This is a genomic window from Arthrobacter sp. TmT3-37, assembly GCF_054510835.1.
Window position 1 is genome coordinate 140,570 of record NZ_JBTNDU010000007.1, and the last position, 14,017, is coordinate 154,586.

General features: G+C 69.5%; 14 protein-coding genes and 1 tRNA gene. 7 read left to right on the forward strand and 8 right to left on the reverse strand.

Going from position 1 to position 14,017, the window contains the following annotated elements:
• Nucleotides 1–46: 46 nt before the first annotated feature.
• Nucleotides 47–1,411, reverse strand: coding sequence for an SLC13 family permease (locus tag ACX80U_RS11190; protein WP_459268441.1), 1,365 nt, complete (start codon nucleotides 1,409–1,411; stop codon nucleotides 47–49).
• 143 nt (nucleotides 1,412–1,554) lie between these two features.
• Here ACX80U_RS11190 and ACX80U_RS11195 point away from each other — a divergent pair, with 143 nt between their 5' ends.
• Nucleotides 1,555–2,256 (forward strand): FadR/GntR family transcriptional regulator, encoded by a 702-nt coding sequence (locus ACX80U_RS11195; protein WP_133080052.1) that lies wholly within the window; start codon nucleotides 1,555–1,557, stop codon nucleotides 2,254–2,256.
• A gap of 84 nt (nucleotides 2,257–2,340) precedes the next feature.
• On the opposite strand, the gene ACX80U_RS11200 is transcribed toward ACX80U_RS11195, so the two are convergent.
• The 4 genes from ACX80U_RS11200 to ACX80U_RS11215 all read right to left on the reverse strand — a co-directional run bounded on the left by ACX80U_RS11200 (nucleotide 2,341) and on the right by ACX80U_RS11215 (nucleotide 8,353).
• Entirely contained in the window at nucleotides 2,341–2,805 is a 465-nt protein-coding gene (locus ACX80U_RS11200; RefSeq protein ID WP_459268442.1) for an SRPBCC family protein, read from the reverse strand.
• A gap of 34 nt (nucleotides 2,806–2,839) precedes the next feature.
• Nucleotides 2,840–5,224, reverse strand: a complete 2,385-nt coding sequence (locus ACX80U_RS11205; RefSeq protein ID WP_459268443.1) for a phosphoketolase family protein — start codon at nucleotides 5,222–5,224, stop codon at nucleotides 2,840–2,842.
• A gap of 38 nt (nucleotides 5,225–5,262) precedes the next feature.
• The gene (locus ACX80U_RS11210; protein ID WP_459268444.1) at nucleotides 5,263–7,737 is read right to left on the reverse strand and encodes an ATP-dependent DNA ligase; all 2,475 of its coding nucleotides are present in this window, start codon (nucleotides 7,735–7,737) and stop codon (nucleotides 5,263–5,265) included.
• A gap of 121 nt (nucleotides 7,738–7,858) precedes the next feature.
• Nucleotides 7,859–8,353, reverse strand: a complete 495-nt coding sequence (locus ACX80U_RS11215) for an SRPBCC domain-containing protein (RefSeq protein WP_459268445.1) — start codon at nucleotides 8,351–8,353, stop codon at nucleotides 7,859–7,861.
• A 69-nt stretch (nucleotides 8,354–8,422) separates the two neighbouring features.
• Here ACX80U_RS11215 and ku point away from each other — a divergent pair, with 69 nt between their 5' ends.
• Genes ku through ACX80U_RS11235 form a run of 4 tightly spaced genes read left to right on the forward strand, consistent with a single transcriptional unit; the run spans nucleotide 8,423 to nucleotide 11,329 of the window.
• Complete coding sequence (gene ku, locus ACX80U_RS11220) at nucleotides 8,423–9,262, forward strand: non-homologous end joining protein Ku (RefSeq protein WP_459268446.1); 840 nt, start codon at nucleotides 8,423–8,425, stop codon at nucleotides 9,260–9,262.
• Nucleotides 9,262–9,510 carry a hypothetical protein gene (locus tag ACX80U_RS11225; RefSeq protein ID WP_133080046.1) on the forward strand — a complete coding sequence of 83 codons (249 nt, stop codon included), beginning with the start codon at nucleotides 9,262–9,264 and terminating at the stop codon, nucleotides 9,508–9,510. Before ku ends, ACX80U_RS11225 begins: the two co-directional genes overlap by 1 nt.
• A gap of 54 nt (nucleotides 9,511–9,564) precedes the next feature.
• Complete coding sequence (locus tag ACX80U_RS11230; RefSeq protein ID WP_459268447.1) at nucleotides 9,565–10,527, forward strand: ABC transporter ATP-binding protein; 963 nt, start codon at nucleotides 9,565–9,567, stop codon at nucleotides 10,525–10,527.
• Nucleotides 10,517–11,329 (forward strand): ABC transporter permease subunit, encoded by an 813-nt coding sequence (locus ACX80U_RS11235; RefSeq protein ID WP_459268448.1) that lies wholly within the window; start codon nucleotides 10,517–10,519, stop codon nucleotides 11,327–11,329. The genes ACX80U_RS11230 and ACX80U_RS11235 overlap by 11 nt, the downstream gene beginning before the upstream one ends.
• 12 nt (nucleotides 11,330–11,341) lie before the next feature.
• Here ACX80U_RS11235 and ACX80U_RS11240 read toward each other — a convergent pair whose 3' ends face one another.
• The 3 genes from ACX80U_RS11240 to ACX80U_RS11250 form a co-directional block, all read right to left on the reverse strand.
• Nucleotides 11,342–11,950 (reverse strand): flavodoxin family protein, encoded by a 609-nt coding sequence (locus ACX80U_RS11240; RefSeq protein WP_459268449.1) that lies wholly within the window; start codon nucleotides 11,948–11,950, stop codon nucleotides 11,342–11,344.
• Nucleotides 11,951–12,045: 95 nt separating this feature from the next.
• Nucleotides 12,046–12,714: a haloacid dehalogenase type II gene (locus ACX80U_RS11245; RefSeq protein ID WP_459268450.1), complete on the reverse strand. Its 669-nt coding sequence runs from the start codon at nucleotides 12,712–12,714 to the stop codon at nucleotides 12,046–12,048.
• Nucleotides 12,714–12,965 (reverse strand): DUF2630 family protein, encoded by a 252-nt coding sequence (locus ACX80U_RS11250; protein WP_133080041.1) that lies wholly within the window; start codon nucleotides 12,963–12,965, stop codon nucleotides 12,714–12,716. The genes ACX80U_RS11245 and ACX80U_RS11250 overlap by 1 nt, the downstream gene beginning before the upstream one ends.
• A gap of 171 nt (nucleotides 12,966–13,136) precedes the next feature.
• On the opposite strand from ACX80U_RS11250, the gene ACX80U_RS11255 reads away from it, so the two are divergent.
• Together ACX80U_RS11255 and ACX80U_RS11260 are read left to right on the forward strand one after the other, a co-directional pair.
• A tRNA-Val gene (locus tag ACX80U_RS11255) sits at nucleotides 13,137–13,210 on the forward strand.
• Nucleotides 13,211–13,426: 216 nt separating this feature from the next.
• On the forward strand, nucleotides 13,427–13,912 hold the full coding sequence (locus tag ACX80U_RS11260; protein ID WP_459268451.1) for an Hsp20/alpha crystallin family protein: 486 nt from the start codon (nucleotides 13,427–13,429) through the stop codon (nucleotides 13,910–13,912).
• The last annotated feature ends 105 nt before the right edge of the window (nucleotides 13,913–14,017 follow it).

Consider the following 14,017-nt stretch of genomic DNA (forward strand, 5'->3'; position numbering starts at 1 on the left):
GTTTCCTCAGGGTGGTTCGTGCGGTCTGGTCGGACGGGTGGACGACTCAGAGCCAGCCGGGCACCACGAGGACGAGCCAGGCGATGATCGGACCGGCGACGACCACGAGGGCCCCGTACCCGAGGATCTGCTTGTAGAAGCGGTCCTTGTCCGTGCCCTCGGGGGCGTTGGCGAGCACGAGTGCGCCGTTGGTGGAGAACGGCGAGACGTCCACGATCGTCGAGGACACGGCGAGGGCGCAGACGACGCCGACCGCACTCACGGCGCCCGTCTCGAGGAACGGGATGGCCAGCGGGATCAGGGCTGCGAGGATGGCCGTCGACGAGGCGAAGGCGGAGACGACGGCGCCGATGTAGCAGATGAGCAGGGCGGCGAGCAGCGGAGCGCCGAGTCCGGCGACGCCGTCGGACACGTACTCGATGGTCCCCGCCTCGGTGAGCACACCCACGAACGTGAGCATCCCGCAGATGAGCAGCACGGTGGACCAGGCGATCTTGTTGACCGCACCGCTCTGGGCCTTGGGCGAGATCAGCGCGAGGAGGACGGCGACCGTGATGGCGACGAATCCGACGTCGACCTGGAATCCGAGGGCGATCACGGCGAGCGCGATGAGGCCGACGATGGTGGCGGCCTGCGAGATGCGGTCCTCGCGGGCCTTCACGGCGACGGCGCCGTCGCCGGCGGGGTCACGCGGTCCGTAGGTGCCGCTGCCGGTGCCCTTGTAGGCGACGTCGGCCCTGCGGGCTCCCGGGCTGGCGTTCAGGCGGGCCTCGGCGGCCTCCTCGACGAAGTGGGAGATGCGCGAGGACAGGAGCGTGCGGCCGCCGAGGACGATGAAGAGGACGACGGCGATCAGCAGGTTGAAGATGAAGCTCGACAGGAACACGGCGAGCGGGCTCGACTCGAAGCCGGACTCACCGACGATGTCGTTCACGATCACCCCGTACACCGCGATGGGCGAGAAGCCGCCGGCCTGTGCGCCGTGGACCACCATCATGCCCATGAGCAGCGGTGAGATCTTGTGGCGTGCCGCGAAGCCGAGTGCGACGGGCGCCATGATCGCGACGGCCGCGGGACCGAGCGCGCCGACGGCGGTGATGACGGCCGTGATGAGGAACATGACCCACGGGATGAGTGCCACGCGGTTGCGGACGAGCTTCACGGCCCCCTGCACGAGCAGGTCGATGGTGCCGTTGTTCTGGGCGATGGCGAACAGGTAGGTGACCCCGACGAGGGTGAGGAACAGCCCGCCGGGGAACTCGGCGATGATGTCGTCGGTCTCCATCCCCAGGACGACGGCGCCGAGCAGGAAGGCCCCCACGAAGGCGAGGGCTCCCATGTTGATGGGCAGCAGGGTGGCTATCAGGAACATCGCCGCAAGGATGATGATCGATAGGAGTGGAGCGGACATCATTATCCTCCAGCGGGCGACGGACGGTTTGACGAGCCTGTGATCTGAGTTACAGGACTACTGGCCTAGCCTGTAGGAGAGTGGGTGTCCCTGTCAATCGTTCACGGGTAGCATGGGCCCACCACTATCCGGGGAGAACAGGGATGACCGACGCCGTTGATCCGCAACCCTTGGGGCGCCTTGCGCGTCCTCGACTGTACGAACAGCTGGTCGAGCAGCTGCTGGGCTACATCGAGTCTGCGAGGCTCCGCCCGGGAGACCTCCTCCCCGCGGAGCGGGATCTCGCCGAGCGCCTCGGGGTCTCGCGGGCGACGCTCGCCCAGGCGCTCGTGGCCCTCGAGGTCCTCGGTGTCATCGACGTCCAGCACGGCACCGGTGCGGTTCTCCGGCACCGCGCGAGTGTCGCGAGCGTCATCAAGGGGCTGCGCGAGCACCGGAGCCGCCTGCCCGACATCGTGGAGGCCCGCAGCACCCTGGAGGTGAGGCTCGCGGCCCTGGCAGCCGAGCGGCGCACGGACGCCGATCTCGCGGCCATCGACGACGCGCTCCGGACGATGCAGGCGGAGATCGACGACGGCGACCGCGGCGCCCACGGCGACGAGCTGTTCCACCAGGCCGTGACCGGGGCCGCCCACTCCCCCGTGATGGCGCAGCTCATGGCGTTCATCGGCGAGATGGTCCTCGAGACCCGCCTCGAATCGCTCGCCCAGCCGGGCAGGCCGGAGCAGTCGCTCGTATCGCACAGGGGTATCGCCGAGGCCATCCGGGCGCGGGACGCCGCCGCGGCCGCCGATGCCATGCAGCGCCACATCGAACTCGTCTCGGACGTCGCCCTGCTGCAGTAGCAGGCACCGGCCCGGCCGGCAACGACGACGGCCGGCCCCTCCCTGGGAGCCGGCCGTCATCGTCCGGGTGCCTGCGGCGGGAGGTCAGGCCTCCGAGACCTGCGCCGCGAGGTTCGCGAGCGTGGAATCCAGTGCCTCCCGCGGCACGGCCGGGAAGCCGATGGTCTTCAGGAGCTCCTTGTCGGTCACGGCGGACCAGTCGTAGCTCACCGACACCTCGGTGGAACCGGGGCCGGAGGGCTGCAGCTCCCAGATCCACTCCCAGCCCGGCGGGACCTCACCGGCGGGCGCGGTCTTCCAGGCGAGGAGCTTGTTCGGGTCGTAGCCGACCACGTGGTTGTCCGTCTGGTAGTCACCGCCCATCTTGTCCCAGGTCTGGTTCATGGTGAACGTCTGGCCCACGGCGGTGATGCGGTCGGACTTGCTGTCCGACTGCACCATGCCCGAGCCGTCGAGCGCTGCATGGTGGGCGGGATCGGACAGGAAGTGGAAGATCGCATCGGCTGGTGCGTCGATCGTCCGGGTCGCTGAGATACGGGACTCCGTCATGCGTCGTTCTCCTTCTGGTCGTGGGCGCGCGGCTCTACTGGGCGTCGTCCGGCGAGGATTCGTCGAGGGTCCAGCCGGTGATGGACTCGAGGTCCTTCCCGGCATCGCGCGTGTACTGCCACGCACGCTGACGCTGGTCCTGCAGGTCCTGCCGGAGACGGGCCTGCGTCGCTCCGAGAGTCGGCACGCGATCGATGACGTCCATGGCCAGCTGGAACCTGTCGATCTGGTTCAGCATCGCCATGTCGAACGGCGTCGTCGTCGTGCCTTCCTCCTTGTAACCCCTAACATGCAGGTTCTCGTGGTTGTTCCGACGGTAGGCCAGGCGATGGATGAGCCACGGGTACCCGTGATAGGCGAAGACCACGGGTTTCGACGTCGTGAACAACGTGTCGAAGTCCCGGGCCGACAGCCCGTGCGGATGCTCCGTGCTGTCCTGCAGGCGCATGAGGTCCACGACGTTCACCACGCGGATCTTCAGACCGGGGACGGCTGCCCTGAGCAGTCCCGCCGCGGCGACCGCCTCGAGCGTGGGGACGTCGCCCGCGCAGCCGAGGACCACGTCCGGCTCCACCCCCGGTTCCTCGGAGCCCGCGAAGTCGAGGATCCCGATGCCGCGCCTCACGTGCAGGTGCGCCTCCTCGGGCCCGAACCAGGTGGGGGTGGGCTGCTTGCCCGTCACGATCACGTTGACGGTGTCGCGCGTCTGCATGCAGTGCTCGGTCACGGCGAGCATCGTGTTGGCGTCCGGCGGGAGGTAGACCCGGATGATGTCCGCCTTCTTGTTGACCACGTGGTCGATGAACCCGGGATCCTGGTGCGAGAAGCCGTTGTGGTCCTGCTGCCACACGTGGCTCGACAGCATGTAGTTGAACGACGCGATGGGCATGCGCCAGGACAGCGTGCGGTGCACCTTGAGCCATTTCGCGAACTGGTTGAACATCGAGTCGACGATGTGCACGAAGGCTTCGTAGCAGTTGAACACCCCGTGGCGGCCGGTCAGCAGGTAGCCCTCGAGCCAGCCCTGGCAGAGGTGCTCGCTGAGGACCTCCATGACGCGTCCCGAGCGGGCCAGGTGCTCGTCCACGTCCTCGATGCGCGGTTCCCACACCTTGTCCGTCACCTCGTAGACCGCGGAGAGGCGGTTGGACGCCGTCTCGTCCGGACCGAACAGGCGGAAGTTGTGCGGATTGCGCTCGATGACGTCCCGCAGGTAGCCGCCCACGGTCGTCATGGGACTCACCTTCTCCGCACCGGGACGCGTCACGGGTACGGCGTGGTCCGCGTACGAGGGCAGCACGAGGTCGCGGAGGAGCCGGCCGCCGTTCGCATAGGGGGTGGCGCTCATGCGCAGGTCGCCCTCGGGCGCGAGCGCCGCGATCTCGGGCCGCAGTGACCCCTCCTCGGTGAACAGGGATGACGGATCGTAGGACCGCATCCACTCCTCGAGCTGGTGCAGGTGCTGTTCGTTGTCGTGGATCTCCGAGAGCGGTACCTGATGGGACCGCCAGGTCCCCTCCACCGGCTTGCCGTCCACCTCGGCGGGGCCCGTCCAGCCCTTCGGCGAGCGCAGCACGATCATGGGCCAGCGGGCCGCGGCGGCGTCCGCGCCTGCCGGCGAGGTACGGGCCCGGTCCTGGATGGCGTGGATGTCGTCGATGCAGGCGTCGAGGACGGCGGCGAAGTCGCGGTGGGCGTCCTCGGTCGCACCGGGATCGGACACCGTGACGAAGTGCGCCTCGTAGCCGTAGCCGTACATCAGCTGCCGGAGCTGCTCCTCGGGCATCCTGGCCAGCACCGTGGGGTTGGCGATCTTGTACCCGTTGAGGTGCAGGATCGGCAGTACCGCGCCGTCCACCGCGGGATCCACGAAGCTGCTCGAGTGCCAGCTCGTGGCCAGCGGTCCCGTCTCGGCTTCGCCGTCGCCCACCACGGCGGCGGCGATGAGGGAGGGGTTGTCGAAGACGGCGCCGTAGGCGTGGGCGAGCGTGTAGCCGAGTTCCCCGCCCTCGTGGATGGATCCCGGGGATTCCGGGGCGGCGTGGGACGGGATGCCGCCGGGGTAGCTGAACTGCTTGAACAGGGCGTTCAGCCCCGCCCCGTCCTTGCCGATGGAGGAATATATCTCGGAGTAGGTCCCCTCCAGCCAGGCGTTGGCCACGTTGGCGGGCCCGCCGTGGCCCGGCCCGGTGACGAACAGCATCTCCTGCCTCCGCTCGGAGATGACCCGGTTGAGATGGGTGTAGACGAAGTTCAGCCCCGGTGTGGTGCCCCAGTGGCCCAGCAGTCGCGCCTTCACGTCCTCGCCCGCGAGCGGACGCGTGAGCAGGGCGTTGTCCCGCAGGTAGATCTGGCCGACCGAGACGTAGTTGGCGGCGCGCCACCACGCGTCCAGTGCCGGGATATCAAGACTTGCCATGTGTGCCTCCTGGATGGTGCAACGGGACGGTGCGGATCTCAGAGTTCGACGACGACGTCGGACGGCGTCTTGTCGGGTCGCCAGCCCCGCCACACGGGGTGCCGCAGGCGGCCGGTCCCGGTGTGCTCGCTGTACTGGACTTCGCCGACGAGGGCGGGCCGCACCCAGTGCGCATCGGATGCGTCGGCGCCGGGCACGTCGTCGAGCGGGGCGGTCTTCCGTGCCAGCTTCCTGAGCCTGGACCCCACCTCGGCGAGGTCGCGCTCGGTGAGCCCGGACCCCACGCGGCCCACGTAGCGGAGGTCGACGCCGTCGGGGACGGCGACCAGCAGGGAACCGATCTTCGCGGCCCGGTTGCCCTTCCCGGGCCGCCAGCCCACCACCACGACCTCCTGCGTGTGGAGGTGCTTGATCTTCACCCACGACGCCGACCGCGTCCCGGGCTGGTAGTCGCTCGTGAGGCGCTTGGCCATGATGCCCTCGAGGCCCAGTTGGCGGCTCGCCTCGACGGCTTCCGCGAGCGTCGCGTCGAGGGCCGGCGGAACCTGGACGTGGCCGTCCTCCGCCTCCTCGACCGCCTTCTCGAGCAGCTCCCGCCGCTGGCAGTAGTCCAGCCCGGTGAGGTCGTTGCCCTCGAGCTCCAGGAGGTCGAAGAGCATGAAGCGCACGGGGGTCTTCCGGCGCGCGTCGTCGATCTCCGCCCGGTGGGTCAGCTTCATGCGGGTCTGCAGGAGGCCGAAGTCGGGGCGGCCCTTCGCGTTCAGGGCCACGATCTCGCCGTCGAGCACGGCGCTGTCCGCACCCAGGTACTCACCGAGGTCCCCGAGTTCCGGGTAGGTCGCGGTGGTGTCGATCCCGTTCCGGCTGGCCAGGGTGACGGAGCCGTCCTTCACCCGCGCGATGCAGCGGACGCCGTCCCACTTCATCTCGTAGGCCCAGTCGTCGGGGTCGGGGATGGCCTGCTCCGAGCCGAGGGTGGCGAGCATGGGACGGACGGGACCCGGAGCCCGGACAGGAGCGGGAGGGTCGATGCCCTGCACCTCGACGGGCGGGGGGTCGCCGCCGTCCGCCGGGACCGGTGGCGACGCGCCGGGGTCGTGCGGGGAGTCCTGCCGGGCCTCGGCCGGCTGGTCCTTCATGAGGTGGATCAGCCAGTTGCTCCTGCCGTTCGGCCCGCCGCCGGTGTTGATGAGCGCGTAGCGGCGGATCGCGGTCCCGCCGCGGGCCAGTCCGCCGTCGGGCCTGCCGTGGAGTGTGCAGATGACCTCCTTGCCCTCACGCCACTTCTCGAGCTCGTAGGTGCCCGCATCCCAGATGGAGACCTCCCCCGCGCCGTATTCCCCCTTCGGAATAGTTCCGTGGAAGGAGCCGTAGTCGAGGGGATGGTCCTCGGTCTGCACGGCCAGGTGGTTCCTGCTGGGCGTCAGGGGCGGTCCTTTCGGGAGAGCCCAGGAGACGAGCACGCCCTCATGCTCCAGCCGGAAGTCGTAGTGCAGGCGGCGGGCGTGGTGCTCCTGGATCACGAAGCTGTTGCCACCCGCCGGGCCCACGGCCTCGGGTACGGGCTCCGGTGTCTTCGATGCGTCGCGCATCGCCCGGTAGGTGGAAAGCCGGTCCGTCGGTGCGCTTCCCCTCTCTCCTGCGCCGGTCGCGGGTGGGGTCGCGGCGGCGAGGATGTCGCCGAGGGATCCGATCCGCTGCAGGACGGCGCGGTAGTCGAGGTGCCCGAGGTCGACGTCGTCGAGTTCCTCCCAGGTGCGCGGCGCGGCGACGGTCGGCTCGAAGCGGCCGCGCAGCGAGTACGGGCTGACCGTCGTCTTGTTGGCGTGGTTCTGGCTCCAGTCCACGAGCACCCTGCCCGTCCGCAGCGCCTTCTTCATGTCGCTGACCGCGAGGTCGGGATGGTCGGCCTCGAGGGCCCGGGCGAGTTCGTGGGCGACGGCGGACACCTGCTCGGAGGTCAGCCGGCCGTCGAGGGCGCAGTACAGGTGGATGCCCTTCGATCCGCTCGTGACGGGGAACGGTTCCAGCCCCATGCCCTGCAGGATCGGCCGGGCCAGCCGGGCGATCTCGGCGCACTCCGCGAGACCCACGCCGTCGCCCGGGTCGAGGTCCAGCACGAGGCGGTCGGGATTCCCCCTGGCGCCGTCGGCGTCGAAGCGCCACTGCGGCACGTGGAGCTCCAGGGCGGCGATCTGCCCCAGCCAGGTGAGCGTCGCGAGGTCGTCGACCAGGGGGTAGACGTTCGTGTGGTCCTTGTGCTGGATCGCGTTGCGCGGCACCCAGGCCGGAGCGTTGTCGTCGATGTTCTTCTGGAAGAACACCTCGCCGGGCTCCTCCGGCGTCCCCACGCCGTGCACCCACCGCTTCCGCGTCAGCGGCCGGTGGCTCGCATGGCGGATCAGGTGGGGTGCCACGGCTGCGTAGTAGGCCAGGACGTCGGCCTTGGTGGTCCCCGTCGCGGGGTAGAGCACCTTGTCCAGGCTGGACAGCCGGAGCGTGCGACCCTCCACCGTGACGGTCTGCTGCCGTGCTGAGCGAGGGGGGCCATCCCCCCAGTCTTGACCGGATGCCGGTGGTGGTCCAGTACCGATTCGGTCGGAACACCCGGCTGGAGGCGGCAGGGATTGTGTCCTAGTCGGCGAACTGCTCGCGGTAACGCTCGACGTAGACATCCCACAGCGCCGGGTCCTGCCCGAGGTTGCGCTTGTTCAGGAAGTCGTCGAGTCCGGCGATGGTGAGGTGCCACCCTGCCGCCATGGTCGCGGAGTGCCGCGGGCTCCCCGGTGTCAGGAACAGCACGAGCCGGGTCCCGTTGTCGCCCGTCCGGGTCAGTTCCCAGCGCAGACTGTCCTTCTCCCAGGTGTAGGCGAGCACCGACGGCCGCGCCGCCTCGAGCACCTCTCCGCGCAGAGGCTTCTGGTCGGCGTAGCGGAAGAGGATCTCCGCATCCGGGTGCGGCTCGAACTCCATCTCGCAGGGGAACCAGTACTTCAGCTTGTCGGCCTCCGTCAGGTGCTTCCACAGCACGGTCGGTGGGAACGCGAACTGGAACTCCAGGCGCAGCACCGTACCGCCGTCGTCGCTGGTCGTCTTGCTGACAATGGGCTCTACGGTCTCGGAAGTCACCTCCCAAGTCTAGGGCCGGCCCGCCCGCCTCCTCTGGCCCACTAAGCCTGCTTGGTGTTCACTTGACCCATGAGAGCCATCTGGAAGGGCGCGGTCGCGTTCGGGCTGGTCAACGTGCCGGTGAAGGTCTACAGCGCCACCGAGGACCACGACATCTCCCTGCACCAGGTGCACGACGAGGACGGCGGCCGCATCCGCTACCAGCGGCGCTGCGAGATCTGCGGCGAGGTCGTGGATTTCAAGCACATCGACAAGGCGTACGACGACGGCGAGCACACCGTGGTCCTCACGGACGAGGACCTCTCGTCACTGCCGGTGGAGCGGAGCCGGGAGATCGACGTGGTGGAGTTCGTGCCGAGCGACCAGATCGATCCGATCATGTTCGACCGCGCCTACTACCTCGAACCCGACAGCACCTCGACCAAGGCCTACGTCCTGCTGCGGCGCACGCTCGAGGAGACGGACCGGACCGCGATCGTGCAGTTCTCCCTTCGCCAGAAGAGCCGCCTCGCCGCGCTGCGCGTCCGGGGTGACGTCCTCATGCTGCAGACGCTCCTGTGGGACGACGAGGTCCGGGAGGCCTCCTTCCCCGCACTCGAGGAGAAGGTCCGCATCTCCGCCAAGGAGAAGCAGATGTCCGCGGCCCTCGTGGACTCCTTCTCCACCGACTTCGACCCCGAGAACTTCACCGACGAGTACCAGGTCCAGCTGCGCACCCTGATCGACGCGAAGATCGAGAAGGGTGACACCATCAGCACCGAGGAGACGTTCGGGGCCGACGGTGGCGAGGACGACGGCGACAACGTGCTGGACCTCATGGAGGCACTGCGCCGCAGCGTCGAGAAGAACCGCGAGAAGAAGGCCGGAGCCAAGAAGGCGGCCGGCACCTCCAAGCAGAAGGGCGCGTGATGGGTTTCTTCACCGACAGCCTGGGCCGGCAGACCATCGCCCAGAAGCCGAACGCTCCGATCCTGGGCTGGGCACTGCTCGGCGCCGCCTCCTTCGCGGCGCTCGAGGAGAAGAACCGCGGGCGCCTGCGCCTGGCGAGCACCCTCTGCCTGGCGGTCTGGGCGGTCCTCGAGGTCGTCTCCGGGCGGAGCGGCTTCCGGCGGAGCGCGGGCGCGCTGACCCTCTCCTGGCTCTCACGGAAGGCCTGACGCCTCCGGGTCCTGCCGCTGCCCGGCCCCGGAGCCCCCGCATTCGGAGGAAGCATGGAACACGCACTGGAGCTGAGCGATCTGACCAAGGCGTACGGGTCGCGGCGGGCACTGGACGCCGTATCGCTCCTGGTGCCACCGGCGAGCGTGGTGGGCGTGATCGGCCCGAACGGCGCCGGGAAGACCACCACCATGCGCCTGATCCTCGGCCTGATCAAGCCGACCGCAGGGTCGGTGACCACCCTCGGTGCGGACCCCTGGCGGGCGGGCCCGCGCCTCCGGGAGCGCATCGGGTACCTGCCCGGGGAACTCAGGCTCGACGGCAGGACCACCGGCACGGAGATGCTCGACCACCTCGGACGCATCTCCGGTCCCGTGGACCACGCGTACAGGTCCGAGCTCGTCGAACGCCTCGGCCTCGATCCGTCGCGCCGCATCGGGACGCTGTCGAAGGGCAACAAGCAGAAACTCGGCCTGGTCCAGGCCCTCATGCACCGGCCGGACCTGCTCGTCCTCGACGAGCCCACCTCCGGACTGGATCCCCTCGTGCAGCGGGAGTTCCTCGCCCTCGTCCGGGAGGCGAAGTCGACGGGCCAGGCCGTCTTCCTGTCCTCCCACGTCATCTCCGAGGTGCAGCAGTGCGCCGACCACGTCGCCGTGATCCGGGAGGGGCGCCTCGTCCGTTCGTCACGCGTGGCGGACCTGCGTGACGAGGCGCCCCGTACCGTGCGGCTCGAACTGGAGAGACCGCTGACGCCGGGGCAGGCGGCCGCGCTCCTCGCGGCCGGCCTCGAGGTGGCCGATCCCGGAGTCGACCGGGCGTCCGCCGGGGTCCCTGGAAATGTCGTGGAAGGGCGGTTGTCCGGGTCGCCCGTCGCGCTGATCGACGTCCTCCCGGCCCTCGGGCTCATCGACGTCGTGATCGAGGAACCGGACCTCGAGCAGGCGGTCCTCGGCCTGTACGGCCGGACCTCGACCGCCCCGGCAGGAGCGGCCGGAGCCCGTCATGTCCGCTAGCACCCTGCCCCTCGTCCGGCACACCCTCCGACGCTCCCGCCTCGGGATGGCCGGCTGGTCGGCCGGCCTCGTCGCGGCGAGCCTGCTCTACCTGCCGATCTATCCGTCGATGGGCGCCTCCGGCCAACTCGACTCCGTCGTCTCGTCCCTGCCCCCGGAACTCGTGTCCACCCTGGGCTTCGACTCGATCTCCACGGGCGCGGGATACACGCAGGCGACGCTGCTGGGCCTGATCGGCTTCGTCCTCCTGACGATCGCCGCTGTCGGCTGGGGTGCAGCGGCGATCGGTGGCGAGGAGGAGAGCGGAGCCCTCGAACTCACCCTGGCGCACGGGGTCACACGCCTGCAGGTGGCGCTCGAGGCCGCCCTCTCCCTCGCGCTGCGGATCGCCGTCGTGTGCGCGGTGCTGCTCGCGGCCGTGCTCGCCCTGAACGCCCCGTCCGAGCTCGGCCTCGCCGTCGGCAAGGCCGTCGCGGGTGTCCTCGCCCTGTACCTGCTGAGCCTGCTCAGCGGATCGGCGGCCATCACGGCGGGCGCGGTGACCGGCTCCCGGACCGCCTCGGTGGCCGCCGGGGCTGCGGTGGCGCTCCTGGGTTACGCCTTCAACGCCCTCGGGAACCAGGCGGAAGCCCTGCAGTGGCTGAAGGGCCTCTCCCCCTACGACTGGGTGTTCGGTCCCGCACCGCTGCTCCACGGTTTCTCGACCGGCGCCGGAGCGGGCATGGCGGCCGTGCTCGCCCTGTGCGGCATCCTCGTGCTGGTCGCCGTCGTCGGACTGTCACGCCGGGACGTCGGCCGGTAGCGGGGGCGGCCGTCACTCCAGCGGGAAGTTCTCCCGGCGCAGCAGCCTCGCCAGATGCTCGGCGTTGCGGACGACGCCCGCGGTCGTCGTCGCCACCATGTCGGGGACCTCGGCGAGGTCCTTGAAGTCGACGGCCTGCATCGCCTCGCCCACCCAGTAGGTGGAGCCCTGGGACGGCAGGGAGAAACCGATGTCGTTCAGGCCCTGCATCATGTCGGCGATCGTCTTGTGCGCGCCGTCCTCATTGCCCACGACGGCCACCACCGCGACCTTGCCCGCCATCACGGGCCGGCCCTCCTCGTCCGTCTCCGCGATGTCGGCGTCCAGCCGCTCCATCACGCGCTGCGCGAGGCTCGACGGGTGGCCCACCCAGATGGGGGTGGACAGCACGAGGATGTCGGCGGCGAGGATCTTCTCGCGGAGGATCGGCCACTCGTCGCCGTCGCCCATGTCCTTCTGCACGCCGGGTGCCACGTGGTGGTCGACCACGCGGGCGCTGGACGTCGCGATTCCCCGCTCCGCGAAGCGGTCGAGGATGTGCCGGGCCATCAGGTCGGAACTGGAAGGCTCCGGCGATGGGGTGAGGCTGCACACGAGCGCGAAGGCTGTCAGGTCGGTCACGGGTACTCCTTGATGTCGGAACTGCCGGATGATGCGGAGGTCTGAGGGAGTTCGGGGCGGGGCGTCCCGCCGGGGGTGTCCAGGGTCGACGCCGGTCAGGCCCGCAGGACCCCGGGCAGTTCTCCGACGGACGCGACCTCGTGGTCGGGCGGCGTCATGATGGTCGGATACGGGCCGCCGTCACGGTTCAGCCAGGCCGTCTTCAGGCCGGCGCGCGCGGCGCCGTCGATGTCCCAGGGATGCACGGCGACCAGCACGACGTCGCCCGCCACCTGTCCGAGGGTCTCGAGGGCGTGCGCGTAGGACTCCCGCGCGGGCTTCCACCGGGCGGCGTCCGCCACGGAGAGGACGGCGGCGATCTGCTCCCCGACTCCGGCCCGCTCCAGCAGGCCCGCCGCCGTTGCCGCTGCCCCGTTGGTGAGCACGGCGACACCGAAGCCCTCGAGTGCGAGCGCGCGGATGCCGTCCGCCACGTCGGGATGGACCGGCAGCTCCTGCAGCGCCGTCATCACATGCGTCACCGCATCGTCGAGGTCCCGGTTCAGCACCTGGTCCGCGAGAACCACCCGCAGGGCGCCCTCGGCGACGTCGCCGAAGGCCGGGTTACGCCCGACGGCGGTCAGTGCGAAGCCGTCCCGGAGCACCGAGGCGAACCACAGGGCGGCCAGTTGCGGGGGTGCACCGACCTCCTCGAAGTGCTGGGACATGCGGCCCATGTCCGAGAGCGTCCCGTTGACGTCGAACAGCACCAGCGGCAACGCCATTACTGGCGGTACCCCTCCACCTGGCTGATCGGCCGGGCATCGGCGTCGGCCGGGTCCTCACCGGCGTCCGCCTTCGCCCGGCGCTGGCGGAGCAGGTCCCAGCACTGGTCGAGGTCCTCCTCGACCCGCTTCAGCCGGGCCGCGTGGTCCTGGTGCTCGGCCCCGGCTCCGGCGTCCTGGGGCTGTTCGCGGAGGTCGTGCTCTTCCTGCACGAGTGCCTGGATACGCTGGAGGATGTCCTGGTTGTCCATGGTTCGGTCCCTTTCGTCGTCGCCGTGCCGGCTCCGGTGGATGATCAGCAGGCTTTCCTTCAGGCTACTGAGGCGACGGACCGATGACCAGCGCCGGCCTCCGCCCCGGCCCGGTGCGGCAGGGGAATTTGGCGCACCGCCCGGATGGCCTAAGCTGTTGGAGAACCAATTGCCTGTGTAGCTCAGTCTGGTAGAGCATCCGCTTCACACGCGGAAGGCCCGGGGATCGAGGCCCCGCGCAGGCACGAGGATCGGCTGGAGACAGCACCCGGGAAGGCCCGTACCGATACGTCGGTACGGGCCTTTCCTGCGTCCATGGGAGTTCGTCCTGGGCGAACAGATTTTGTTAGCACTCCCTTGGGTCGAGTGCTAATATTTTTCCTAGTTGAGCGGAGGGCGCTCAACCTTGGAGAACCGACCACCTGCCGGTGGCATCTGTGAAGGAGTTGTTTCCAGTGGCCATGAAGTTCGATCCATTCCGCGAGCTGGACCGCGTTGCCGGCGCCCTGCTGGAGAGCCGTCCCGGACTCCGTCTCATGCCGATGGACCTCTACCGCGAGAAGGACCACTACATCCTCTCCGCGGACCTTCCGGGCATCGACCCCGGATCGGTCGACATCGACGTCGACGGCCAGCTCCTGACCATCCGCGCGGAGCGTACGCTACGTGGCGCGGAAGGCGTCAAGTGGCTGACCCGCGAGCGCGAGAGCGGCTCGTTCCTGCGCCAGCTCAATCTCGGTCAGGGCATCGACACGGAGGGCATCTCCGCCCGGTACGAGAACGGCGTGCTCAACGTGATGATCCCGGTCAGCGCACGCGCGAAGCCACGCAAGATCGAGGTCGTCAGCGGAGAGTCCTCCGCGCCGGTCGAGTCCACGGCGGTCGAATCCCCGGCGGTCGAATCCACGGAGCCCGGTGCAGGGCACCAGGAAGCCGTCGAGGCGTAGCACCCCGGTATCGGCGAAACCCCCGGATTTAGTCCCAGGGGGCGTGGCCTCCCCTCCCCCGGTCCCCCCCCCCCTTCTCCCCCACATCTTCCTTTCCCAACAGGG

What these genes read in the sequence shown, in the direction of transcription:
- ACX80U_RS11195 (WP_133080052.1), top strand. Translation starts at nt 1,555, where the DNA reads ATGACCGACGCCGTTGATCCGCAACCCTTGGGGCGCCTTGCGCGTCCT.
- ACX80U_RS11235 (WP_459268448.1), top strand. Translation starts at nt 10,517, where the DNA reads ATGTCCGCTAGCACCCTGCCCCTCGTCCGGCACACCCTCCGACGCTCC.
- ACX80U_RS11245 (WP_459268450.1), bottom strand. Translation starts at nt 12,714, where the DNA reads ATGGCGTTGCCGCTGGTGCTGTTCGACGTCAACGGGACGCTCTCGGAC.
- ku (WP_459268446.1), top strand. Translation starts at nt 8,423, where the DNA reads ATGAGAGCCATCTGGAAGGGCGCGGTCGCGTTCGGGCTGGTCAACGTG.
- ACX80U_RS11200 (WP_459268442.1), bottom strand. Translation starts at nt 2,805, where the DNA reads ATGACGGAGTCCCGTATCTCAGCGACCCGGACGATCGACGCACCAGCC.
- ACX80U_RS11225 (WP_133080046.1), top strand. Translation starts at nt 9,262, where the DNA reads ATGGGTTTCTTCACCGACAGCCTGGGCCGGCAGACCATCGCCCAGAAG.
- ACX80U_RS11230 (WP_459268447.1), top strand. Translation starts at nt 9,565, where the DNA reads ATGGAACACGCACTGGAGCTGAGCGATCTGACCAAGGCGTACGGGTCG.
- ACX80U_RS11190 (WP_459268441.1), bottom strand. Translation starts at nt 1,411, where the DNA reads ATGTCCGCTCCACTCCTATCGATCATCATCCTTGCGGCGATGTTCCTG.
- ACX80U_RS11260 (WP_459268451.1), top strand. Translation starts at nt 13,427, where the DNA reads ATGAAGTTCGATCCATTCCGCGAGCTGGACCGCGTTGCCGGCGCCCTG.
- ACX80U_RS11205 (WP_459268443.1), bottom strand. Translation starts at nt 5,224, where the DNA reads ATGGCAAGTCTTGATATCCCGGCACTGGACGCGTGGTGGCGCGCCGCC.
- ACX80U_RS11250 (WP_133080041.1), bottom strand. Translation starts at nt 12,965, where the DNA reads ATGGACAACCAGGACATCCTCCAGCGTATCCAGGCACTCGTGCAGGAA.